The organism is Desulfovulcanus ferrireducens (assembly GCF_018704065.1).
Classification (GTDB): Bacteria; Desulfobacterota; Desulfovibrionia; order Desulfovibrionales; family Desulfonatronovibrionaceae; genus Desulfovulcanus; species Desulfovulcanus ferrireducens.
This window is the reverse complement of record NZ_JAGUQP010000021.1, coordinates 18,736-40,583: the sequence shown is the minus strand read 5'-3', so window position 1 is coordinate 40,583 and position 21,848 is coordinate 18,736. Positions and strand designations below refer to the sequence as shown.

General features: G+C 42.1%; 18 protein-coding genes and 2 tRNA genes. 8 read left to right on the top strand and 12 right to left on the bottom strand.

Annotated elements, in window-relative coordinates; all coding sequences use genetic code 11:
* Positions 1-110 precede the first annotated feature (110 nt).
* The 6 genes from pth to KFV02_RS08395 form a co-directional block, all read right to left on the bottom strand.
* Positions 111-716, bottom strand: a complete 606-nt coding sequence (gene pth, locus KFV02_RS08420; RefSeq protein ID WP_252381103.1) for an aminoacyl-tRNA hydrolase — start codon at positions 714-716, stop codon at positions 111-113.
* A gap of 97 nt (positions 717-813) precedes the next feature.
* Positions 814-1,428, bottom strand: a complete 615-nt coding sequence (locus KFV02_RS08415) for a 50S ribosomal protein L25/general stress protein Ctc (protein ID WP_252381102.1) — start codon at positions 1,426-1,428, stop codon at positions 814-816.
* 159 nt (positions 1,429-1,587) lie between these two features.
* Positions 1,588-2,535 (bottom strand): ribose-phosphate diphosphokinase, encoded by a 948-nt coding sequence (locus KFV02_RS08410; protein ID WP_252381101.1) that lies wholly within the window; start codon positions 2,533-2,535, stop codon positions 1,588-1,590.
* 20 nt (positions 2,536-2,555) lie between these two features.
* Positions 2,556-2,630: transfer RNA gene (locus KFV02_RS08405), tRNA-Gln, on the bottom strand.
* Between the two features lie 3 nt (positions 2,631-2,633).
* The gene (gene ispE / locus KFV02_RS08400; protein ID WP_252381100.1) at positions 2,634-3,482 is read right to left on the bottom strand and encodes a 4-(cytidine 5'-diphospho)-2-C-methyl-D-erythritol kinase; all 849 of its coding nucleotides are present in this window, start codon (positions 3,480-3,482) and stop codon (positions 2,634-2,636) included.
* A 107-nt stretch (positions 3,483-3,589) separates the two neighbouring features.
* Positions 3,590-5,005 (bottom strand): DegQ family serine endoprotease, encoded by a 1,416-nt coding sequence (locus tag KFV02_RS08395; RefSeq protein ID WP_252381099.1) that lies wholly within the window; start codon positions 5,003-5,005, stop codon positions 3,590-3,592.
* A 324-nt stretch (positions 5,006-5,329) separates the two neighbouring features.
* Here KFV02_RS08395 and KFV02_RS08390 point away from each other — a divergent pair, with 324 nt between their 5' ends.
* The 3 genes from KFV02_RS08390 (at position 5,330) to KFV02_RS08380 (ending at position 8,344) form a co-directional block, all read left to right on the top strand.
* Positions 5,330-7,033: a long-chain-fatty-acid--CoA ligase gene (locus tag KFV02_RS08390; protein ID WP_252381098.1), complete on the top strand. Its 1,704-nt coding sequence runs from the start codon at positions 5,330-5,332 to the stop codon at positions 7,031-7,033.
* A 363-nt stretch (positions 7,034-7,396) separates the two neighbouring features.
* The gene (locus KFV02_RS08385; protein ID WP_252381097.1) at positions 7,397-8,221 is read left to right on the top strand and encodes a hypothetical protein; all 825 of its coding nucleotides are present in this window, start codon (positions 7,397-7,399) and stop codon (positions 8,219-8,221) included.
* A gap of 46 nt (positions 8,222-8,267) precedes the next feature.
* Positions 8,268-8,344, top strand: a tRNA-Arg gene (locus KFV02_RS08380).
* 427 nt (positions 8,345-8,771) lie between these two features.
* On the opposite strand, the gene KFV02_RS08375 is transcribed toward KFV02_RS08380, so the two are convergent.
* Together KFV02_RS08375 and KFV02_RS08370 are read right to left on the bottom strand one after the other, a co-directional pair.
* A complete protein-coding gene (locus tag KFV02_RS08375) occupies positions 8,772-9,089 on the bottom strand; it encodes a hypothetical protein (RefSeq protein ID WP_252381096.1) in 318 nt (105 codons plus the stop codon).
* 579 nt (positions 9,090-9,668) lie between these two features.
* Positions 9,669-11,102, bottom strand: a complete 1,434-nt coding sequence (locus KFV02_RS08370; RefSeq protein ID WP_252381095.1) for an aldehyde dehydrogenase family protein — start codon at positions 11,100-11,102, stop codon at positions 9,669-9,671.
* Between the two features lie 280 nt (positions 11,103-11,382).
* Between KFV02_RS08370 and KFV02_RS08365 the strand changes: the two genes are divergently transcribed.
* The 3 genes from KFV02_RS08365 to KFV02_RS08355 all read left to right on the top strand — a co-directional run bounded on the left by KFV02_RS08365 (position 11,383) and on the right by KFV02_RS08355 (position 14,863).
* Positions 11,383-12,114 (top strand): DUF364 domain-containing protein, encoded by a 732-nt coding sequence (locus KFV02_RS08365; RefSeq protein WP_252381094.1) that lies wholly within the window; start codon positions 11,383-11,385, stop codon positions 12,112-12,114.
* 776 nt (positions 12,115-12,890) lie between these two features.
* Positions 12,891-13,517 (top strand): uracil phosphoribosyltransferase, encoded by a 627-nt coding sequence (gene upp, locus KFV02_RS08360; RefSeq protein WP_252381093.1) that lies wholly within the window; start codon positions 12,891-12,893, stop codon positions 13,515-13,517.
* Between the two features lie 104 nt (positions 13,518-13,621).
* The gene (locus KFV02_RS08355; RefSeq protein WP_252381092.1) at positions 13,622-14,863 is read left to right on the top strand and encodes a uracil-xanthine permease family protein; all 1,242 of its coding nucleotides are present in this window, start codon (positions 13,622-13,624) and stop codon (positions 14,861-14,863) included.
* A 167-nt stretch (positions 14,864-15,030) separates the two neighbouring features.
* Here KFV02_RS08355 and KFV02_RS08350 read toward each other — a convergent pair whose 3' ends face one another.
* Positions 15,031-15,231 (bottom strand): heavy-metal-associated domain-containing protein, encoded by a 201-nt coding sequence (locus tag KFV02_RS08350; RefSeq protein ID WP_252381091.1) that lies wholly within the window; start codon positions 15,229-15,231, stop codon positions 15,031-15,033.
* 495 nt (positions 15,232-15,726) lie between these two features.
* Between KFV02_RS08350 and KFV02_RS08345 the strand changes: the two genes are divergently transcribed.
* The gene (locus KFV02_RS08345) at positions 15,727-16,311 is read left to right on the top strand and encodes a 5-formyltetrahydrofolate cyclo-ligase (protein ID WP_252381090.1); all 585 of its coding nucleotides are present in this window, start codon (positions 15,727-15,729) and stop codon (positions 16,309-16,311) included.
* A gap of 110 nt (positions 16,312-16,421) precedes the next feature.
* On the top strand, positions 16,422-17,153 hold the full coding sequence (locus KFV02_RS08340; RefSeq protein ID WP_252381089.1) for a purine nucleoside phosphorylase YfiH/LACC1 family protein: 732 nt from the start codon (positions 16,422-16,424) through the stop codon (positions 17,151-17,153).
* Positions 17,154-17,264: 111 nt separating this feature from the next.
* On the opposite strand, the gene ald is transcribed toward KFV02_RS08340, so the two are convergent.
* The 3 genes from ald to KFV02_RS08325 form a co-directional block, all read right to left on the bottom strand.
* Complete coding sequence (gene ald / locus KFV02_RS08335) at positions 17,265-18,377, bottom strand: alanine dehydrogenase (protein ID WP_252381088.1); 1,113 nt, start codon at positions 18,375-18,377, stop codon at positions 17,265-17,267.
* A gap of 394 nt (positions 18,378-18,771) precedes the next feature.
* Positions 18,772-20,361, bottom strand: a complete 1,590-nt coding sequence (locus KFV02_RS08330; protein WP_252381087.1) for a sigma 54-interacting transcriptional regulator — start codon at positions 20,359-20,361, stop codon at positions 18,772-18,774.
* A 102-nt stretch (positions 20,362-20,463) separates the two neighbouring features.
* Entirely contained in the window at positions 20,464-21,840 is a 1,377-nt protein-coding gene (locus KFV02_RS08325) for a sigma-54-dependent transcriptional regulator (protein WP_252381086.1), read from the bottom strand.
* Positions 21,841-21,848 lie beyond the last annotated feature (8 nt).

Below are 21,848 nucleotides of genomic sequence, written 5' to 3'. Positions count from 1 at the left end.
CTCCGGGAAAGCAAATTTATGTTGCCTTATTTCAAGCAGCGTGCAAGTTATACCTCAAACCTGAGAATAAGTCTATGGTCAGCTTTTAAATTTCTTAACTTCTGCCAAAATTAGTTTATTTTCCAACTATTTACTATTTGTTGGGCATACTCGAAACCATGTTGACAATAAATATCCAGGGCTAACACTGCTTTCTCAACAACCTTGAGCCAAACATCTTGCTCACCAGGATGAAAATCTGACAAGACATAACCGGCTATATCGCCCCCAGGCTCAGGCCTGCCGATACCAAGCCTCAACCGGGCAAATTCCCGGGAGCCCAAATATCTCGCAATAGAACGAAGTCCATTGTGACCGGCCAGACCTCCACCGAATTTAAATTTTAATCTTCCCAGTGGCAAATCCAACTCATCATGAAGAACCAAAACCTTATCTGGCGACAAAAAAAACTTGCGCATTATTTTGGAAACAGCCACCCCACTGTTATTCATATAAGTCAAAGGCTTTAAAATAAGCCATGACTGCTTTTTATCTTCGTCGTCCCACGCATAAAGCTCCAAGTCCAGAGACTTCAGCTTTTTCTTCACTACCCCCGGACCATATCGTTCTTTTTGGCTTAAAAATAAATCAACAACTTGAAAGCCAAAATTATGCCTGGTTTTTACATACTTCCGTCCAGGATTACCCAGTCCGACTATTAGTCCAGAAAATCGCATGATTCAAAAACCATCTAAAATAGCCCAAAATAAAAGCCCCAATAAAGGGGCTTATGTTATTTATATTAAAATTGATTTCTTAAACTCTTATTAATTACTACTCTTCTACTTCTTCTTCCTCGCCTTCCTCTCCCCCTGTGTCGGAAGAAGCTGGCTCAACAATTCCTACTACAGCAAAATTTTCTTCAAAAACAGCTTTTACACCATCCGGAAGAGTTAAATCACTAACAAGTAGATTTTGATTGATATCCAGGTCTGTGACATCAATAACAATATGTTCGGGTATATGGGTAGGTAAACAAGTTACTTCGAGTTGATCGCGATAAATCTCAATAATACCGCCGGCTTCAACACCTTTAGCCTTGCCTACAACTTGAACAGGCACCTGAAGAGTGACCTCTTTTTCTAAATCAACACCATAAAAATCAACATGAATAAGTATAGACTTGAATGGATGCTTGTCCACTGCCCAAATAAGGGCCGGACGCTTTTCAACTTTGTCACCATCAGCAATTTCAAGCTCAACCACGTGAGTCGAGCCAGCCTGCTCCCATGTTTTACGGAAAGGAGTGGAACGAACCTGAAGAGGAATATTTTCACCTTTGGCATTATAGTACACCGCCGGAACGAAACCCTGTTTGCGAAGCTTACGGCTTGCTCCCTTGCCCTTTGCTGTCCTCGTTTCAACTTGCAGGGTAAGTATCTCTGACATTTCTATTCTCCTTTAAAGTTTGGAGTTTAGAGCTTGAAGTTAATTGAAAATTTTATCCTACTACTTAAACGACAAAAGTCAATTTCACACTTCCACAACAATTACTTTAAACCCTAAACTCCATACATTAAATTCTAGAAAATTCTAGACTTAAACCAATTAGTGCGAAAACAACACGCTGACTGATGACTCTGTATGGATATTATGTATGGCCTTAGCCAGCAGACTGGCTACAGAAATCACTTTAAACTTTGAACACTGCCTGGCCTTTTCAACAAGAGGTATAGTATCCGTAACAATAATCTCTTTAAAAACAGACTGCTCCAACCTAGTCACGGCCGGACCAGACAAAACAGGATGCGTGGCACAAGCATATACCTCCCTGGCCCCATTCTCAGCCAAAACCTTGCCCGCCGCAACCATAGTCCCGGCAGTGTCAATCATGTCATCAAGAACTATAGCCGTCTTATCTCGTACATCCCCGATAATACGCATCGCCTCAGCCTTATTAGGCGCATCTCGACGCTTATCTATTATAGCGAGCTCCGCCCCTAAACGCTTGGCATAGGCTCTGGCACGCTCTGTCCCCCCTGCATCGGGCGAGACCACCACCACATCGCCATTAAATTGGCGCATATAATCCAACAGCACTTCAGCTGCAAACAAATTGTCGACTGGAATATTAAAAAACCCCTGAATCTGTCCGGCATGAAGATCAACGGTCAACAAACGATTAACCCCTGCAACCGTGATAAAGTCTGCCACCAGCTTTGCGCTAATAGGAACCCTAGGCACAACCTTGCGGTCCTGACGAGCATAACCATAATAAGGAACGACTGCAGTCACCCGCCCCACACTGGCACGCTTCAGCGCATCAAGCATCAAACAAAGTTCCATAAGGTTATGATTTACAGGGGCACATGTAGATTGAACTACAAATACATCATCACCGCGTACATTATCTCCAATCTCTACCCGTATCTCTCCATCGCTAAAAGTAGTCACGAGGGTTGGACTTAAGTTCATGCCCAAATGATCACAAATCCCCTCCGCAAGCGAAGGATTGGCAGTCCCAGTGATAATTTTTAATTCTCCATGCCTCGGCATCTTTTCCTCTAAAAAAAAATTGGCTGGGGCGGAAGGATTCGAACCCTCGAATGACGGGACCAAAACCCGTTGCCTTACCACTTGGCGACGCCCCAGCATTAGAAGTGATATGTATAGAAAGGTATGGAAAGTTGACTCAAAATAAGGCTGGCTTGCTCCTGAAGTTCTGCTCTCCTAAAGAAGGCTATCATACTAGAGCCCGACCCACTCAAAACAACAGCACTAGCTCCACTTCTTACCATAATCAATTTTAAATCATATAACAGCCTGAACTCAGGAAGCACGACCTGCTCAAAACTATTGTAAAGAACCAACGTCCTTGTGAAGGTCGCCTTTTTATCCTTACCCCCTTCTCTTGTCAAGAGATAATCTTTTTTTTGTTTTACATCCCAGGCGCGATAAGCCCAGGCAGTTGAAATATGTATTCTGGGACAGACTAAAAGAGCATGCCAGCCTGTCAGGAGGACATTTTCTAAACGAATCTTATCCCCGATTCCTGTTACCCAAGCCGGTGAATTGAGAATGAAAAAGGGGACATCAGCCCCCACCTCGCTTCCCAGGGCAAGCAAATCCTCTTCAGAAAGAGCCCTATCTTTGGCCAATGAGTTTAAGAACTTCAGCATACATGCCGCATCCGAACTTCCTCCCCCTAATCCCGCACCTATAGGAATTTTCTTACGTAAATAGATATTTAAACCCGGCCAGAAGCCGGTTTTCTTACCATATGCAAGATAGGCCTTCTCCAGAATATTTTCATTTTCCAGCTCAGGTATGGAACATTTAAGTATAAACTCTTTCCGAGTGGTAACCTCGATTACCAGCTCATCAAAAGGTTTTGGAAGAGGATAGAACAAAGATTCAAGCTGATGATAACCATTGTCCAGCTTTGAAACTATATTTAGGTACAGGTTAACTTTACACCCCGGCCTGAACAAATACTTCTGCATTTCAAATTAAATCCCTTGCCATTATGAAACGGAGTAATTGGGAAACGAGGAAAGGGTGAAACGGGGATTCTTTTCTCCGATTCTCTCTCCGCTTCACCCTTTCAATATTAGTCCTCCAGGGAAATAATCCTGAATAAATTCTGCCCATCACGTTTGATCAAGAGCATAAGCACTTTTTTCTTTTTGGCATCAGTTTCAAATATCCTTTTAAACTCCTGTATAGAGTGAACTTCCTGACCGTTGACCTCCAAAATCACATCACCAGCCCGCACTCCGCTTAAGTCAGCCTTGGAGCCATCCTGCACTCCTGTAACCAGAAGACCTTGAACTTTATCCAAACCAAGGGCCTTGGCCTCTTCCGGCCTTACTGAACGGAGACTCAAACCGAGCACACTTTCTTCTACCTCGGGTTCCGGGGAACCATTTTTAGCCAATTTATGAATACTTCTTTCTCCCAAAGTCACATATAAATCTTTGACTTTGCCTTTTCTCCAAATGGTTATCTTAATTTTAGCCCCAGGTAAAAGTTCACCGATTCTTCGTGTCAAATCAGAAGCATTTTCAACTACCTGCCCTTCCACTGCGATAATTACATCACCAGCTTTAATCCCGGCCTTATCTGCCGGATCACCCGGTGTTACAGATGCGACTAAAGCTCCTTTGGGAGTTTCAAGCCCTAAAGCTTTAGCTGTATTTTCATCCAGGTTCTGAATACTTACTCCTAGCCATCCTCTTTTAACTTTCTTATGTTTTTTTAACTGTTCAATAACGTTTTTTGCCAGGTTGCTCGGGATGGCAAAACCTATTCCCTGGCCAGAAGCAATAATGGCAGTATTGATACCAATTACTTCACCGTTAAGGTCCAGCAATGGCCCCCCACTGTTACCCGGATTAATGGAAGCATCGGTTTGAATAAAATTGTCATACGGCCCAGCCCCGATTATTCTACCTTTGGCACTAACAATTCCTGCTGTGACAGTATGGTCCAGCCCAAAAGGATTACCAATAGCGACCACCCACTGGCCTACCTTTATTTTATCAGAATCACCAAATTTTAATGTAGGCAACTCAATATCCGCTTCGATCTTTAACAAGGCGAGATCTGTTTCAGGATCCGTACCTATTATCTTAGCATCATAGGTCTTCTCGCCATATTCGTCCTGAAATTTAACCTTTATCTCATCCGCCCCATCAATAACATGATTGTTAGTAACTATATATCCATCCTTGGAAATGATGAACCCGGAACCCAAAGAACGTTGTTTTTGGGGTCGCTTAAATTGTCTGCCAAAAAACCGTTCAAACTGGTCAAAAAACTCTTCAAAAGGATGCCCCTGTCTGGGCAATCCTTTAAAAAAATCTCTAACGTCCGGCCTTTTGACAACTTTGACTGTCCCTATATTGACCACTGCTTTTCCAGCCTTGGCCGCTAGTTCAGTAAAGTCCGGCAGGGCTGCCCAGGAAAGGGTAAACCAACATATTGAAAGCAAAACAATCCCCAGCTTAAACACCTTTTTGTTCATTCGAAACCTCCTCAATTTTCCACAGTCAGAAAACAATAAATTCTTTTTTCAAAAAGTAAACCTGGCAAGACTAAAAAACCAAAAAAACCATGTTGATTAATAGCTCTTAATTCCCTAAAAGCAGTCCCTTCCAAGCTATGGATGATTACTATAGAAAAGTTGTCTTTAAATAGTTTTTTATCCCATCCCAGGTCACATAAAAAAATATCTATAACTCCGAAGCATTCTCTGGTCAACGAAGGAATTAGGCCTTTCGAGTTTGTAACTTTTTAAAATCTTCCAAGGTTGCCCAAGGGTGCGAGGATGTAAAAAGGTGGAGTAGATATGATTGAAAATGAAATCAAAAGACCCTGGCTTAAAAGCTATGATAAAGAAGTAAGTCATAATCTGCATTACGAACAAATCCCCATTTACGAATATTTGGACCGCTCAGCTCAGAAATACCCACAAAGACCGGCTATTGTCTTTAACAACTGGAAAATAACTTATGCCAAACTAAAGAAATTAACTGAAAGAGTTGCCGCCAATCTACGCGCTCACGGCCTAAATCCGGGAGACAGGGTGGCCATCATGCTACCCAACACACCCCAATGTATAATTACTTATTGGGGCGTGCTCAAGGCCGGTGGAGTGGTAGTCATGACCAATCCATTATATATGGAAAAAGAATTGTTACACCACTTTAACGATTCACAAGCCAAATTTTTAATAACCCTAGATCTGCTATGGCCCAAAATCAACAAGCTGTCAGCCAAACTCAAACTACAAAAAGTCTTTATCACCCGTATTTCAGACTGCTTACGCTTTCCTCTAAATGTCCTTTACAATTTCAAGGCCAAGAGAGAAAATAGTTCCCCAACGATTCAATATGACAAAGAAAGAATTCTGCCATGGAAAACCCTTTTTCAAAAAGGGACCATATTTACCAAATACATTCCCAATCCGAATCGTGAGCTGGCCGTACTGCAATATACAGGTGGAACCACAGGCATATCAAAAGGAGTCATGCTCACACACTTCAATCTAGCTGCCAATATCCAGCAATGCTTGGCTATCTTACACGAAATCAAACATGCCCAAAACACAGTCATTGGAGTTCTGCCTTATTTCCATATCTATGGATTAACTGTCTGTGTAAATCTTGCCACAGCCATTGGAGCCACCTTGGCACCATTCCCACGCTTTGTGCCTCGCGAGTTACTCCAGGCCATTAACAAAATAAAGCCAACTATTTTCCCCTCGGCTCCATCTGTGTTCATGGCCTTAATGCAGCAAAAAGATATTCATAAATATAACCTCTCTTCTATCAAATATTGCATCTCTGGTTCTGCGCCTATTCCGGTGGAACTTATTGAACGGTTTAAAAAAATGACCGGGGCAGAGATTATCGAAGGATACGGTCTGACCGAGGCTTCACCCATTACGCATTTAAATCCCCTTCGTGGCAAAAAGAAATATGGTTCTATTGGCCTGCCTTTTCCTGATACTGATGCCTGTATTGTGGATATGGAGTTGGGCACCATCACTTTGCCACCGGGAAAATTTGGCGAGCTGGTCATTCGTGGTCCTCAGGTTATGAAAGGTTACTGGAACAGGCCAGATGAAACCGCTAATGCACTACGTAACAATTGGTTATATACCGGGGATATTGGGTATATGGATGAAGAAGGATATTTTTATATTGTTGACCGTAAAAAAGACCTAATTATTTCAGGCGGCTACAATATATACCCCAGAGAAATAGATGAAGTCCTGCACGAACATCCCAAAATCAAAGAAGCTGTAACTGTGGGTATTCCCAGCTCAACTCGTGGAGAAATCGTCAAGGCCTTCATAGTGCCTCAGCCAGGAGAAAAGCTGACCAAGGCTGAGGTAATCTCTTTTTGTCGCCAAAAACTGGCAAATTATAAGGTTCCCAAACAAATCGAATTTCGGGATGAACTCCCCAAAACCATGGTAGGTAAGGTCTTGCGCAGAGCACTACGCGAAGAAGAGTTGAAGAAACTTAAAGAAAAAAAGCAAAAATAACACAAAAATTTATGCTCAGTTATAAGTGAAGAGCTGGCAGGGCTATGTGAACACACAGTGAAACAAATTAATGCTACTGGATTATTTGCCATAACTATCGACAATGAAAAGAATGTTCATTTATTTTAAACATACCATTATGCTCTGCCCGCAAGCAAGCTATAGATGGGTCCAGGCATTTGCACCAGCATAAAAGAAATCAGGATTGAAAAAAATTACGAAAAATTGTCCTCTTAAGTATGGTTTGGCCACTGACTCAAAAGTAATTTACACAGTTACGAGGAAACATAAAACTAAAAAACAATTGCCTTGTTCCCATCTTGATGTTATGTATTAAATAAATACTTTTATCAGAGGAAAACCATGTACTGTAATAAGTGCGACTACACATCATTTGATCACCTCTCATCCTGTCCCAAATGCGGTTATGACTGGGATGATGATCGTGAGAAATTAAATTTAAAGTGGGTCGGTTATAACGAAACAAAATGGATAACGTGGACGGAGGAATCCTCTGCCGAATACCAAAGACAGAATGATGAATTTTCCTTCGTCCCAGAACCAGACTTACCTGTACAAAGCAACTTCCTGGAGCCAATAAAAGATGAAGTGGAGCAACCTGCTGAGATCGCTGGAAGCGAAACAGAAAGCCAAGAAGAGCCAGTTGATGCTGGAATCAATTTTGACTTTTCCTTAGATCAGGCAAACTCTGCCTCTCTTGAGAAGAAAGAACTTGAGATTGTAGATCTTGATGATGAAGATAATGTCTTTACTTCAGTTGAACACACTCAAACTTCTAGCCCGGAACCTCTCGAAGAAATCGAGCCTCCCGAAGAAATCGAAGCATTATTAAGCTCCCCGGATATCGAAGAAACTGTTGAACAAAATGAGTTTGAAGCTTCCGAAGTCAGTCCGGAGGATTTGGAAATTGATTTTACTGATTTTGTCCAGGCAGGTTCGGAAGAAAAAAAATCTCTAAGAGACCTATCCCTCATCGAGGATGAAGTGATTGAAATCCCTTCTGAAGATACCCTTCTCTTTCAAGAGGAAGATAAAGAGTTGAGTGCAGAGGAAATTAAAACATCTTCTGACAATGCTGAACCAGGCCCTGATAGCCCGGACCAAAACGATAACTCTATTCCTGAATTGGAATTGCTTGATCTGGAAGAACACAAAAAACAGGACTAAACTACTTGACTTATGCAGCCTAAAACCATAAGAGAGATTTCCTGTCGCGCCTGTAGCTCAGCTGGATAGAGTGCCGGACTACGAATCCGTAGGTCGCAGGTTCGAATCCTGCCAGGCGCACCATCAATAAAATCAAGGGTTTACGGTAAATTTCCGTAAACCCTTTTTTTTATGACTGACAGGACTTTTGATAGAAGTTTAGGTCACATCCTAGCCAGAAGAACGTGAGGCGTCATATGAAATGAGAAATTAGACAAAAAGAAGGTTGGGTGGGTCGAATGTGGGACAAACATAGGACTGATGCGGGACGAGAGGTGGGGTAAATTCCTAATGCTATGGCAATTAAAAATCAAAACCAGCAACTAAAAATTGTAGCGAATGTTCTTGAAACCTCACACCTCACATCCTGTCCGTTTGCCTTTTCCCAGACTCCCCTTTGGCCGTCATAGTTTCTTTCCTTCCGCCCTGGCCCTGGCAAAGTCCATTTTAATGCACACCAAGATTAGGTCCCGTTCCAGTTCGGCTTGATCTGCTTTTTTTTACCATTTTTTTAATCTTCTAATCTTATTTCATCTTTATCCCATTCAACAAATATAATCTTTTTAGGGATAGCTAGACGTCCCAATCCAAACCAGCCTGCCGTTTTAACAACGCTATCTAAATATTTTACAACCTGACCATTGGGATACCTGACATCAACTTCTATGTACATTATTAACTTCTTCCCCCCTCCCGTTGAAAATTCTGAAGAAATAATGGTTGTTCCCTTTGGGTAATAACATTTCCATGTATCTCCAGCAAAAACAATATTAGAAAATGAAGCAATAAAAAACAAAAAAATAAGAATAGTAACCTTACACTTTCTCATATTTTTACCTCCTTTTAAAGACAACTTGAAGATCTCTGCTTTCCCAAGATTGCTCTGGTGTTTTGTACATTTCAATTTCCTTATCATAAGGTTTGATTACTTAATTATGACGAAATTTTGCTAAGTATGAACAAGCAAAGAAAAAACAATCAGCAGATGCAATGCCAAAATTAAGGCTTCTCAAAAATCAGTGCAAATAGCGGATGCACCCATTAAAAACTTTTAAAAAACATATTAAGGCAACAGCAAGGAGCTGGAGATCTGGTCATACCAGATGCGCCTGCAAAAAGTCCCTTTTTGCAGGCAATGTTGAATTTTGAATTATGAATGTTCAATCATTTAAAATGGTTACAGGATATTTTTTTGCCAAAACTATAAATTTTTAATTTTTGCAGTTGCATCATACCAATGACCGATCAGAAGGTCTAAACAGCTTGTTCCAACCAGAACGTGCAAACGTCCGGGGCTATTGTAATGTGGAGTGTTTCATTCACATGAATATCTCATTGCAGCCCCAATTCAGGCTTTACTTCAAACAGAAATTCCACAGTAAACATAGAAGAGACTCCAAAATTCTAGTTAAGCATATTTAAGAGCTAAAAATTTGCCTTCAGTCATCTCTTCCATAGCATATTTAATGCCTTCGCGTCCACATCCTGACATTTTGACTCCACCATAAGGCATGGGGTCACTCCGGTAGGTAGGAATATCATTGATAATTACTCCTCCTACATCCAGATGATTGTAGGCATAAAAGGCATGGCTTAAATCATCGGTAAACACGCCTGCCTGTAAGCCATAGATGGAATTGTTGGTCATGGCTATGGCGTCTTCAAATTTTTCATAAGGCTCAATTGTCACTACCGGACCAAAAACTTCCAGGCTATTAACTTTCATATCCGGTGTAGTGTTTGTTAGCACAGCAGGCGTGATAACGCAGGGACTCTGGCTATGACGCTCACCGCCAACCAATAATTTTGCGCCGTCTGCAACAGCCTCCTGAATCCACTCATAAACCTGATCAGCAGAGGATTTGTTGATCAGGGGGCCGGTTATAGTCTTTTCATCTAATGGATCTCCAACAGGAATTCTTTTTACTCTGTCTATGAACTCCTGTAAAAATGTGTCGTATAAGCTTTCCTGAATAAAAATTCTCTGTATGGAGATACAGACCTGTCCCGCATGATAATAGCCTCCGATTATGGCACGTTCAAGCAGAAAATCCTTATACTTTAACGAATCTACAATTAAAGCAGCATTGCCGCCAAGTTCGAGAGTAACCCGCTTGCGTCCGGCTTCTTTTTTTAGATACCATCCCACTTTGGGGCTGCCTGTAAAAGTAAACATGGCTATACGCTCGTCTTTGACCATTTTCTCAGCCAGAGCTGTTTTGCAGGGCAATACGCTTATGCTGCCTTCGGGCAGGTCAGTCTGCGCAATGATTTCGCCTAAAATAATGGCTGTAATGGGTGTGGCAGGAGATGGTTTTATAATAATTGGATTGCCGACAGCCAGGGCAGGCGCAACCTTATGTGCTACCAGATTTAATGGAAAGTTAAAAGGAGTGATGGCTAAAACCGGACCGATGGGAAATCTTTTGTTAATGCCCATACGGTTTTCGCCTATTCTATCTAAGTCCAGAGGCACGATTTCACCGCCAAAACGTTTTGTTTCCTCTGCTGCCCATGCAAAAAGTTCTGCGCAGCGGGCTACTTCAATCTTGGCAAAGGTGATGGGCTTTCCACCTTCCAGAGCAATTATGCGGGCTAGCTCCTCACCCCTGGCTTTTATTGCCAGAGATACCTGGTGCAGAATCTCCTCTTTTTGATAGACTGGCATAAATTTTAAAATCTCAAAAGCCTCTACAGCCTTCTGTATGGCCAGCTCTATTTCTGCTTCCCCGGCTAAACTGACTTGACCAACCTCCTGGTTGTCATAAGGAGCTTTAACCGTTAGATAATCTCTTGTCTCTTTTTTCATGTTGCCCAAAATTAAAGGGTATACTTTTCTCACTTTATCCTCTCCTTTTTTATGTCTATATGGATAGATTTAAGTTATCAATTAATATAAATCAAGTTGGGAGAACACAGTGGTTTTCAGGATTTAGTCAAAGTCATTGGCTAGATAAGTTGAACGATTTTAAATTGTTATAAAATATACATATTTTATCTTGATTTTACTTCACTTAAGCTGCATCCAAAAACTTTGGAAAATTATAACTATCTTGATTCTTGCAAAGATCGTTTATTTTTTCTTATCAGACATTCTTATATGAACATCAAGGGGTATAAAAATGGAACAAAAATATATTTTAAAACTTTTATTAAAAGAACTGGAACAAGTTGATGACCAAATTATTAATGATGTTGTTTACGGAGCTCACCTGCTTGGCATTGGAACTGAAAAATTTGGTCTTGCTTCCTGGGCTTATCATCAAAAAATTAGTTCAGATACAGAATTTCCACCCATGCCTTTGCATAAATCAGCTCGGGAGACTGCCAGACTCTTGTTGAGCTCCAATCCATTTGAAGCATCTTTAGGTTTGGCCTGTGTTAATAGTTTGCTGAAGATAGATAATATTCCTCACCAAAAAAACATTAAGGCTCAGGATTTAATAGTCAGATTTGGTGAGAATAAAAATGTGGCTGTTATTGGTCACTTTCCTTTTGTAAACCGCATACGCCACAAATTTGCCAACTTTTGGGTATTGGAAAAAAGACCTTGTCCAGGAGATATCTATGAAAATGAAGCTCCAACTGTTCTTCCCAAAGCTGATGTTGTCGCTATCACTGCAACTACGCTGGCCAATAATACTCTGGCAACCATTTTACAACTAACATCACCTCATAGCTTAAAAATCATGCTGGGACCTAGCACTCCCCTTACGCCAATTTTATTTGAGTTAGGCATTGATGTTTTAGCTGGAATAACAGTTCTGGATAAAGAAAAGGTCAAGCAAAGTATAAGTGCTGGTCTTCCTTTTAAAATGGTAGAAGGAGTGCAACGTGTTGTATGGGCAAGATAACAAGCAAGTCTGTCCTTTTCCTTCGAGGTCATATTCACCCAATCTTTCCACCGCTCTTAACTATCCGTAGCAAAAAGCTCTGTTGCAAAGTAAAAGTATTATGATGTATTCAGTTGTAGTGTCTATAGGTTTAGATTAGCCAAGAGTTATATTTATATTATTGTGGGACTAACCTCATTATTTCCGTACTTTTGCATACATTTGTGTAAGGTATATTTATGTCTTTGGATTTGGCTAAAGTTTTTTAATGGTTTTCACTGTCTTGTCTGGGTATTCTGTGGCAACTATATTCTACTAACGCTAAAAGAATATGCCATAGATTATCGAGCGGCCAATAAACTGACTCTTTGGACTGAATTTGAGCGCAGCTTGCCTATACGCCTCGAAAATGACTTTAGAAAAGGGTGTATCCGCTTGTTACCCTGATTACGTCATTCTGAGCGAAGCGAAGAATCTCGTTTGCTATGTTAGAGATTCTTCGGTCGTTTCACTCCCTCAGAATGACGAAGAGTGGAAAATATTTTTGGATTGGAACATCTAGCGGAAACACCATTTAGAAGAGGAATAACAGGTTTTGGGCATACAGTTCTGTCGTTGACAGGCTGGCTTGTGGACCCCTCTGTGTCGGGAAAGATGTCGCCTGACATGAAGGGTGCGTGTCCCTAGTTTAAAAATTTACCTTTTTTATTCTTGACCAATGAACAATCTTGGATTTAGAAGACAGCGATTTTTTTTAAGCAAATCTTTTTAACCGCCTTAAAATAAAGGAGGAAATAATGGCTGTCCATGTGGTAAACCATCCTTTAGTCAAACATAAATTGGGGATCATGCGCAAACACGACCTTAGCACTAAAAACTTTCGGGCCCTGGCTTCTGAGTTGGCCAGGTTGCTCACTTATGAAGCAACCAAGGATTTGGAAACAGAAAAGATAACCATTCAGGGCTGGGCCGGGCCTGTAGAAATAGAGACAATTAAAGGTAAGAAAATAACTGTAGTCCCTATTTTAAGGGCAGGACTAGGCATGCTGGATGGGGTCATTGATCTCATTCCCGGAGCCAAGGTTAGTGTAGTCGGCCTATACCGCAACGAGGAAACTCTTGAGCCCGTGCGGTATTATGTTAAACTGGCCTCAAACATTGAAAAGCGAATCGCCTTGATAATCGACCCTATGCTGGCTACAGGAGGAACTCTCCTGGCTACTATTGATCTGCTAAAGGAAGCTGGGTGCAAAAAAATAAAAGCTCTTTCTCTAGTAGCCGCCCCTGAAGGTCTGGAAAGAGTAACCAAAGCTCATCCAGATGTGGACATATATCTGGCCAGCATTGATGAGAAGCTGAATGACAAAGGTTACATTCTTCCCGGACTGGGTGATGCCGGAGATAAAATTTTTGGAACTAAATAGGCACCAATCGGTGCCTATTTTTTTGTCAAAAGTTAGACTCAAGCCATATGAACGGCGCTTTTTTTATTTTTAGACAAGCTAATTAGAACAGCTAGGAGGTGTAAATGACTACAGAAAATGCAACAGAGTACCAATTTCGGCTAAGGGACAGTATCGTTGGTGCGCAAATGCTCTTTGTAGCCTTTGGAGCCCTGGTTCTTGTTCCTCTTTTAACCGGGCTTGATCCTAATGTAGCTCTCTTTACTGCCGGGGCCGGAACTCTGCTTTTTCAGTTCATTACTAAACGCAAGGTACCAGTCTTTTTGGCATCTTCTTTTGCCTTTATTGCTCCCATTATTTATGGAGTACAGACATGGGGTATTGCTGGCACATTGTGTGGCCTGGCTGCAGCAGGAGTTCTGTATGTTATATTGAGCATACTTATTTCCATAAGAGGTACGGCTATTTTAGAACGTATCCTCCCTCCCATTGTCACAGGTCCGGTAATTATGGTCATTGGTCTCATTCTGGCTCCGGTAGCCGTGCACATGGCCATGGGTAAAACCGGTGACGGGTCCGCAGTTTTAGTGCCAGAAAAGACAGCTTTGCTTGTATCAATGATCTCTCTGGCCACAACCATTATTGTCTCCCTTTTTGGCAAAGGCATACTTCGTTTGATTCCAATTCTCTGCGGTATTATCGTTGGTTACATAATCTCAATTCCCCTTGGTCTTGTTGATTTTACTCCAGTCAAACAGGCTCCTTGGCTAGCAGTACCCAACTTTACTTTCCCTGAGTGGAACCTGCAGGCTATACTTTTCATTCTACCAGTAGCCATTGCTCCTGCCATTGAACACTTTGGTGACATCTTGGCCATAGGCTCTGTCACCGGGAAAAATTACCTTGAAGATCCGGGAATAAATAAAACCCTGCTTGGAGACGGTCTGGCCACTTCATTGGCTTCTTTGCTTGGTGGTCCACCAAATACTACTTACTCGGAGGTTACAGGCGCAGTAGCCTTGATCAAGATATTTAACCCGGGGATCATGACATGGGCTGCCATCTTTGCCATTATTCTCTCCTTTGTGGGCAAAGTGGGCGCTCTTTTGCAAACTATCCCGGTTCCAGTAATGGGCGGAATTCTGGTCCTGCTTTTTGGAACTATCATGGTTGTAGGCGTAAACAGCCTTATTAAGGCCCAAGTAGACTTGATGCAGCCTCGAAACATGGCTATTGTGGCCATAATTGTTGTGTTCGGGATTGGCGGAATGACCTTTTCCGCAGGAGAATTTACATTGAAGGGAATTGGGCTGGCCGGCATTACCGGAGTCCTGTTAAACCTAATCCTGCCCAAGAAGGATAGTTAAACGTCTAATCATAAGAGTCTGTGGCCAAACCACATTTAACTACCAGGATTGAAAAAATTATGAAAAGTTGCCCTCTGGGCAAAGTTTGGCCACAGTCTCATAAAGGGATAAGAGATAAACAACTTACCTTCACCCCCTCTCCTTTCTCTTATCCCTTGCCCTTATCCTTATCTCACAACTTTATACCCTTCCTCCTCCACAGCCTTTTTAATCAAATCCAGATCTACCTCACCATCTGTCTCTAAATAAACCTGCTTTTTTTCTAAATTGACTTCAACACTCTTTACCCCGGGCACAGAAGAAATAGCCTTCTTTACTGCCTGTACACAATGAGAACAACTCATACCTTCAATATTAAACACCTTCATGATGACCTCCTTAAGCTGGGTTTACAAATTACTAACGTATTTTCTTGTTAAAATGAATATGACCTTTTCTAAATCTCATTATTTTCGACGACGGTCTCCTAAACCCACTAGGCTGCATAAGAAAACACATACGCTACAAGTTCATTGATGTATAAAAAAATCTTTTTTCAAGTTCATCAGGGAAAATATTCTGGTCAAATTTAGACTTGAATTTTAAATTTGTCTAATTAAACTGACAAACAGTCAGCGTGTCCAGCAAAAAATCAACCTAAGACCTAAATTAAGCGATTCTTAATTGAGTTTTACATTAAACATATTGGAATCAAAGTAGATTTTGAGCCAGCAATTTTCACTTAATGGGTGAGATTGCCACGGGCAGCTTCGCTCCCCTCGCAATGACAGGATGAGCGTTAAGTCTTTGCGAGAAGCGTTAACCTTGACGCAAGTTCAAACTTTAAACCGCAAAAAAATCAACCTGAAAGGTTAATCAAGTCAATGACGTCCAAACACCAAATTCGGCAAAAACTTCTTAAAAAGCGTAACAACTTAACTCCGGAGCAGGTCGATTCATTAAGCTCTACCATATTAGAAAATTTTTATAGTCTGAATCTTCTGGATAGGGTCAGAGAAGCCTTTTTATACCTACCCATTAGGAACGAGGTAAACACCTGGCCCCTTTTACAAAAATTCTGGGACCTAAAAATTTCTACCTTTTTGCCCCACTGTGATAAAAACGAGTGTGGAAAAATGAATTTTTATCTAGTATCAAACCCGAAAGAACTTGGCAAAGGTATATTCAATATTCCTGAACCCATCCCTGAAATCTGCTCCCTCTATAAAGGAGGCGGACCGGATCTTATCGTCCTGCCAGGAGTAGCCTTTGACCAAAAGGGTTATAGATTAGGCTATGGCCAAGGTTATTTTGATCGCTTTTTACCCGAACTTGATTCAACTAAGACCAGAACCATAGCTCTTGCCTATGACTTCCAGGTACTTCCATCCCTACCCATCGACCCCTGGGACAAGCCAGTGGAAACTATTGTCACAGAAAAAAGGATAATTCAGTGCAGGAAGCGATAAGACTTGAAGTTTACAGTTATTGAGTTCTGTTTTTTGAGTGATTAAGGATGTATGTCATCCCACTCAACTAACAGACAGACTGCTCAACTAAACCAAGAGTGAAGATCAAGATGAACATAAAATTCTCTTTTCCCGGTCTGAAAAACATAATCTGCGTCTTTGGCACCAGACTAGGCGGCCAGAGCCAGGGACCATATATGGCCAATAATATCTCTCTCGAGGTGGGAGATGAACAAAAAAATGTCCTGGTCAACAGACAAAAATTAAAACATGACCTTGGGTTTAGTAAGTGGATAGAATTAAAACAGGTGCATGGGACAGACATCCATTTTGATCTTGAAGAAGAAAGTCTACTTGAAATCCAGCAAGAAGGTGATGGACTTGCGACACAAAAGCCGTCTACCGGGTTGGTCATTAAAACCGCTGACTGCCAGCCAATTTTTTTAGCCCACAAATCAGGTCGATTTATTGCCGCCTTGCACTGTGGCTGGAGAGGAAACAGGGCCGATTTTCCCATCATTGGAGTGCAGAAATTTTGCTCGCGCTACAACTTGCAGCCCGCAGAAGTTTTAGCTGTACGCGGGCCAAGCCTTGGCCCATGTTGTGCAGAGTTCCAGAATTTTGATGAACACTGGCCGCAAAAATTTGCCCCGTATTTTAATTCCGAAAGCCAGTGCATGAACCTTTGGGCGCTGACCAGAGATCAATTGCAAAAGGCAGGTATCAAGGCTGAAAATATATTCAGCCTTGACCTCTGCACCAAGTGCCTTGAACAACTCTTCTTTTCCTACCGGCGGGAAAGGACTTGTGGCCGTCAGGCAAACATTATCTTCAGAGTTTAATGAATTATCGAGGAAGGCTGTGCCCTTTGGGCTCGGGTCACGCGTATGTCATGAGGCGTACCAAAGGGCGCAGCGTAATTTGTCAATAAGTCATTCGCGAAGAGATTATATTTAAAGGAGTTCCTCGATCGGCGTATATTCCAATCCGAAGGCCTCTGCCACCGCTTTATAGGTTATTTTACCTTTAACCACGTTAGCACCAAGTCTAATCTCGGAATTTTCCTCCATAGCTCTTTTCCAACCTTTATTGGCGATTTCAACCGCATAAGGGAGGGTCGCGTTGGTCAGAGCCAATGTCGAAGTCTTGGCCACAGCTCCGGGCATATTGGCCACGCAGTAATGTACAACACCATCAACGGTATAAATCGGATCGGAATGGGTCGTCGGCTTGGAGGTCTCAAAACAGCCCCCCTGATCGATAGCCACATCAACCAACACCGCGCCCTTCTTCATGCTTTTGAGCATGTCACAGGTAATCAATTTTGGTGCCTTTGCGCCTGGAACCAACACTGCCCCGATAACAACATCGGCCTCTTTAACAAGCTTACGAAGTGTCGCCGGGCTTGACATCAGCGGGATACAATTACTCGGCATGACATCGCTTAAATATCTCAAGCGATCCAGGTTCATATCCAGAATGTAAACTCTAGCACCCAGCCCGCAAGCCATTTTGGCGGCATTAATACCAACAACACCGCCCCCGATGATGACCACGGTGGCAGGCTCAACCCCGGGCACACCGCCCAGCAAAACGCCATGACCTCCATGGGACATTTCCAAGTACTTGGCAGCCTGCTGTGTCGCCATACGACCGGCAACTTCACTCATGGGAGTCAGCAAAGGCAGGGAACCATCCTCTTTTTGAATGGTTTCATAAGCGATGCAGATCGAGCCGCTTTTTATCAAAGCGTGAGTCAGCTCTTCGGCCGCTGCCAGATGAAGGTATGTAAAGACAATCTGATCTTGCCGGATCAAGTCATATTCTGATGGCAACGGTTCTTTCACATGCATTACCATGTCTGCACGCTCGAAAATTTCTGCGGGTGTATCGACAATCTCAGCCCCGGCTCTTTCATAATCATCGTCCTGGAACCCGCTGCCGCTTCCGGCCGCTTTTTCAACAAGAACTGTATGGCCGTTTTGTTTCATTACCTCCACTCCAGCAGGCGTCATGGACACGCGATTCTCTTCTTCCTTGATTTCCTTTAAAATTCCTACGATCATTATTTACTCTCTCCTTGGGTTATGAAATTAGATGGATTTGAAATTTTTCAGGGCCAGACAAACTCAAATGCTGCTGTATCTATTGTTTCAGCAAAATGTTTGCCACCTCTTTGAAAGAGGGAAAAATTGGGTTTCAGGAGAGATTATGAATCGGATTTACTTGAAAAAGAGAGTTTCTAAAAAAAAGAATATGTCTATAAATTTCAACAAGTTACAAAAAAAACATTGGGTATAAAAATCAAAAATGCAATCCGATTGTGCCATTAGATTGAAAGGTGGGTACCGGCGAAAATAATCGATGATGGCAACAATTTATTCCAAAAACAACTCTTTAAGACTCTATCTTATTTGAAACACTACATTAACCACTTTGGTTGAATTTGTTTCCAGTGGTTCATTTTGTTGCCATTTCGATTTGGTATTTTTTTATTTTATTCAGCAAAGCGGTGTGTGATATCCCGAGGGCCTGAGCTGCTTTACGTATGCTGCTGGATTTTTCAAGTGTTTCGAGGATAATAGTTTTCTCGTATTCAGCGAGCGCGGTTTTTAACGACCGGCTCCTTGTCCCTTTATGGTGGGCCTGATTCAGCCCTCCTTTCATGTTTTTGCCGATTTCGTAACTGAATAAAATACAATCGACGTCGATCTTGTCTCCATCACTCAGGATTGCCGCCCTCTCAACGACATTTTTCAGTTCCCTTACATTGCCTGGCCAGCTGTGGAGGCATAATTTATTCAGGGCTTCTTTAGTTATGGATTGAACCTTTTTACCGAGTTTGGAAGCGAGCTGAAAAAGAAAGTGTTCAACCAGGATTGGAATATCTTCAATTCTTTCTGCCAAAGGCGGGATATGGATCGGCAGCACATTAATTCTGTAATACAGATCTTGCCGAAACAATTTTGCCTCCACCAACTGTTCTAAATTTCGATTGGTGGCTGTGATAATACGAGTGTTAACGGGTACTTCCTCGATACCGCCGATTCTTCGGACACGCTTATCGTGTATAAGTCTTAAAATCTTTGCCTGAGCACTAAGCGGCATCTCTGCGATCTCATCGAGAAAAACGGTGCCGTCCTTTGCAATTTCAAAAAGACCTGGTTTGCCTTCCTTTCTACCTCCGGTAAATGCTCCCCCGACATACCCGAACAATTCACTTTCCAGAAGCTGCTCTGGAAAAGCCGCACAGTTGATGGGAACAAACGGACCTTTCCTGCCACTTTCGGTATGAATTGCACGGGCAAACAACTCTTTACCTGTGCCGCTGGCTCCCCGGATCAAAACGATCGAATCCGTACTGGCGATCTTTTGGGCAAAGGAAATGGCTGCGGTAATTGTAGGATGCTGCCCGATAATATCGCTGAAGCTAATCCGGGTCGGCTCGGAAATAGATTTTGCCAAAGATTTTATTTCCTGCATATCCTTTGCAATTTCAACGGCTCCAATAATGCGACCGGATGAATCCCAGATAGGTCGACCCGTAGCAAAATATTGATACCTTCCCGTCTTGGTGATTAGGTTCTTTTTGACATTGGTATATGTCTTCCCCTCCAGGCATCTCAGGATACTATAATCCGGCAGGTTCAAGGTTTCTATACTTCGGCCAACCAACTGATTGCCTTGGCAGTTCAAGACATCCTTGGCCACTTTGTTAATGGTGGTAATTTTCCCATCTCTTCCAATGGAGATCACCCCGTCGCTGATGTTATCCAGAACAACGCGAAACCTGTTTTCTCTGTCTTCCTGAGGGAGAGTTTCGATAAATCTGATTTCAATAAGATCTGATATTCTTCCGAGTATTTCGAAAATTTCTTCTTTTCTGGATGCATGAGTACCGTTTTCAGTTTTGACATATACATAGGCCTTGTCGTCTTTTCTCTGAACTTCCATGGAGACGATGTTAAACTCGTGCTCTGCGATCAAGGAGGAAATATCGGCTACAATTCCAACACGATCCCTAAAAATTAGCTCTAATTTAAAACTCAATTTGAACCTCTCATCGCATGCAGAAGAGCACTGATACAAACACCATTTTTTTTTTTTGACGACCGCTAAAGTTTTCAACGTACTTGTCAAACTCAATAAACCCTACATCTCTCCCAGATTATATGCCTTAAGCTTCCGGTATAAATAACTCCTTTCCAGGCCAATAGCCTGAGCCAGTTTACTCACATTACCGCCGTATTCTTTTAATTTGTTTTCCAAAAACCAGGCTTCAAAACAAGACCTGGCCTGCTTAAAATTATTTGGTATGTGACTTAGCTCAGGAAATAGATCCATCTTACTCCTTGATGCGGGTTTATTTTTTATTTCTGAAGGTAGCTTGCCCACATCTACTTCCTGCCCCGGATAGAGGATAAACAACCGCTCAACAAAGTTCTTCAGCTCGCGCACATTTCCCGGCCAGGGATAACTTTTTAAAACTTCAATGGCCTCTTCGGTAAATTTGAGAGACTTGAAATTATGCTCCTGACTTAACTGGGCAATAAATTCTTCCAGCAAAACAGGTATATCTTCCTGCCGCTCTCTTAAGGGAGGCACCTCCAGAGGAAACACTTTCAGGCGATAATACAGGTCTTCGCGAAAATTCCCTTCTTCTATTTCTTTAAGCAAATCTTTATTAGTGGCCGCAATGACCCGCACATCCACTTGAATGGTTTTACTTCCACCGATACGTTCAAAGCACTGTTCCTGCAAGATACGCAAAATCTTGGCCTGAGTCTTTAAGCTCATGTCGCCTATTTCATCCAGGAACAATGTCCCTTTATGAGCCAGCTCAAATTTTCCTTTTTTTGCGCTTTGTGCCCCGGTAAAAGCCCCTTTTTCATGTCCAAAAAGTTCAGATTCTATAAGTTCTTCAGGAATAGCCGCACAATTGACAGCAATTAAAGGCTGGCTAGCTCTTTTACTCTGACGATGAATAGACCTGGCTACTATTTCCTTTCCGGTTCCGTTTTCTCCGGTAATTAAAACCCAGGCATCAGTCGGAGCCACCTGCTTGATTACCTGACGAAGCTCTTGAATAACCCTGGACCTGCCTGAAATTTCATGTACTCTATGGTTTCTAACCCGCAGTTTAAGCTCTCTGTTTTCCTGTCGCAGCCTGGCAAACTGTAAGGCCTTTTGCGCAGTAATGAGTACCTTTTCCAGAGACAAGGGCTTTTCTATAAAATCAAAAGCTCCTTTTTTGATGGCTTTAACAGCCGTCTCTATATTACCATGGCCGGAAATCATAACAACAGGTAGATCAGGATACAACTGGTTTAACTTTTCCAGAACCTCAATGCCATCAATTCCTGGCAGCCAGATATCCAAAAAAACAAGATCAGTTTCTTCATTAATCTGTTCTAGCCCTTGCTCACCACTTTCTGCCTCCAGGACTTCATATCCTTCGTCCTCTAGAATCCCACGCATTGATACGCGGATACCTTGCTCGTCGTCTATAATAAAAATTTTTTCACTCATAAGCCTCG

Excerpts from the sequence above, each read along its gene's own strand:
- KFV02_RS08410 (WP_252381101.1), bottom strand. The coding sequence starts at position 2,535 with ATGCCGAGGCATGGAGAATTAAAAATTATCACTGGGACTGCCAATCCT.
- KFV02_RS08345 (WP_252381090.1), top strand. The coding sequence starts at position 15,727 with ATGACGTCCAAACACCAAATTCGGCAAAAACTTCTTAAAAAGCGTAAC.
- KFV02_RS08415 (WP_252381102.1), bottom strand. The coding sequence starts at position 1,428 with ATGTCAGAGATACTTACCCTGCAAGTTGAAACGAGGACAGCAAAGGGC.
- ispE (WP_252381100.1), bottom strand. The coding sequence starts at position 3,482 with ATGCAGAAGTATTTGTTCAGGCCGGGGTGTAAAGTTAACCTGTACCTA.
- KFV02_RS08325 (WP_252381086.1), bottom strand. The coding sequence starts at position 21,840 with ATGAGTGAAAAAATTTTTATTATAGACGACGAGCAAGGTATCCGCGTA.
- KFV02_RS08355 (WP_252381092.1), top strand. The coding sequence starts at position 13,622 with ATGACTACAGAAAATGCAACAGAGTACCAATTTCGGCTAAGGGACAGT.
- KFV02_RS08375 (WP_252381096.1), bottom strand. The coding sequence starts at position 9,089 with ATGAGAAAGTGTAAGGTTACTATTCTTATTTTTTTGTTTTTTATTGCT.
- KFV02_RS08390 (WP_252381098.1), top strand. The coding sequence starts at position 5,330 with ATGATTGAAAATGAAATCAAAAGACCCTGGCTTAAAAGCTATGATAAA.
- upp (WP_252381093.1), top strand. The coding sequence starts at position 12,891 with ATGGCTGTCCATGTGGTAAACCATCCTTTAGTCAAACATAAATTGGGG.
- pth (WP_252381103.1), bottom strand. The coding sequence starts at position 716 with ATGCGATTTTCTGGACTAATAGTCGGACTGGGTAATCCTGGACGGAAG.
- ald (WP_252381088.1), bottom strand. The coding sequence starts at position 18,377 with ATGATCGTAGGAATTTTAAAGGAAATCAAGGAAGAAGAGAATCGCGTG.
- KFV02_RS08395 (WP_252381099.1), bottom strand. The coding sequence starts at position 5,005 with ATGAACAAAAAGGTGTTTAAGCTGGGGATTGTTTTGCTTTCAATATGT.
- KFV02_RS08340 (WP_252381089.1), top strand. The coding sequence starts at position 16,422 with ATGAACATAAAATTCTCTTTTCCCGGTCTGAAAAACATAATCTGCGTC.
- KFV02_RS08365 (WP_252381094.1), top strand. The coding sequence starts at position 11,383 with ATGGAACAAAAATATATTTTAAAACTTTTATTAAAAGAACTGGAACAA.
- KFV02_RS08385 (WP_252381097.1), top strand. The coding sequence starts at position 7,397 with ATGTACTGTAATAAGTGCGACTACACATCATTTGATCACCTCTCATCC.
- KFV02_RS08350 (WP_252381091.1), bottom strand. The coding sequence starts at position 15,231 with ATGAAGGTGTTTAATATTGAAGGTATGAGTTGTTCTCATTGTGTACAG.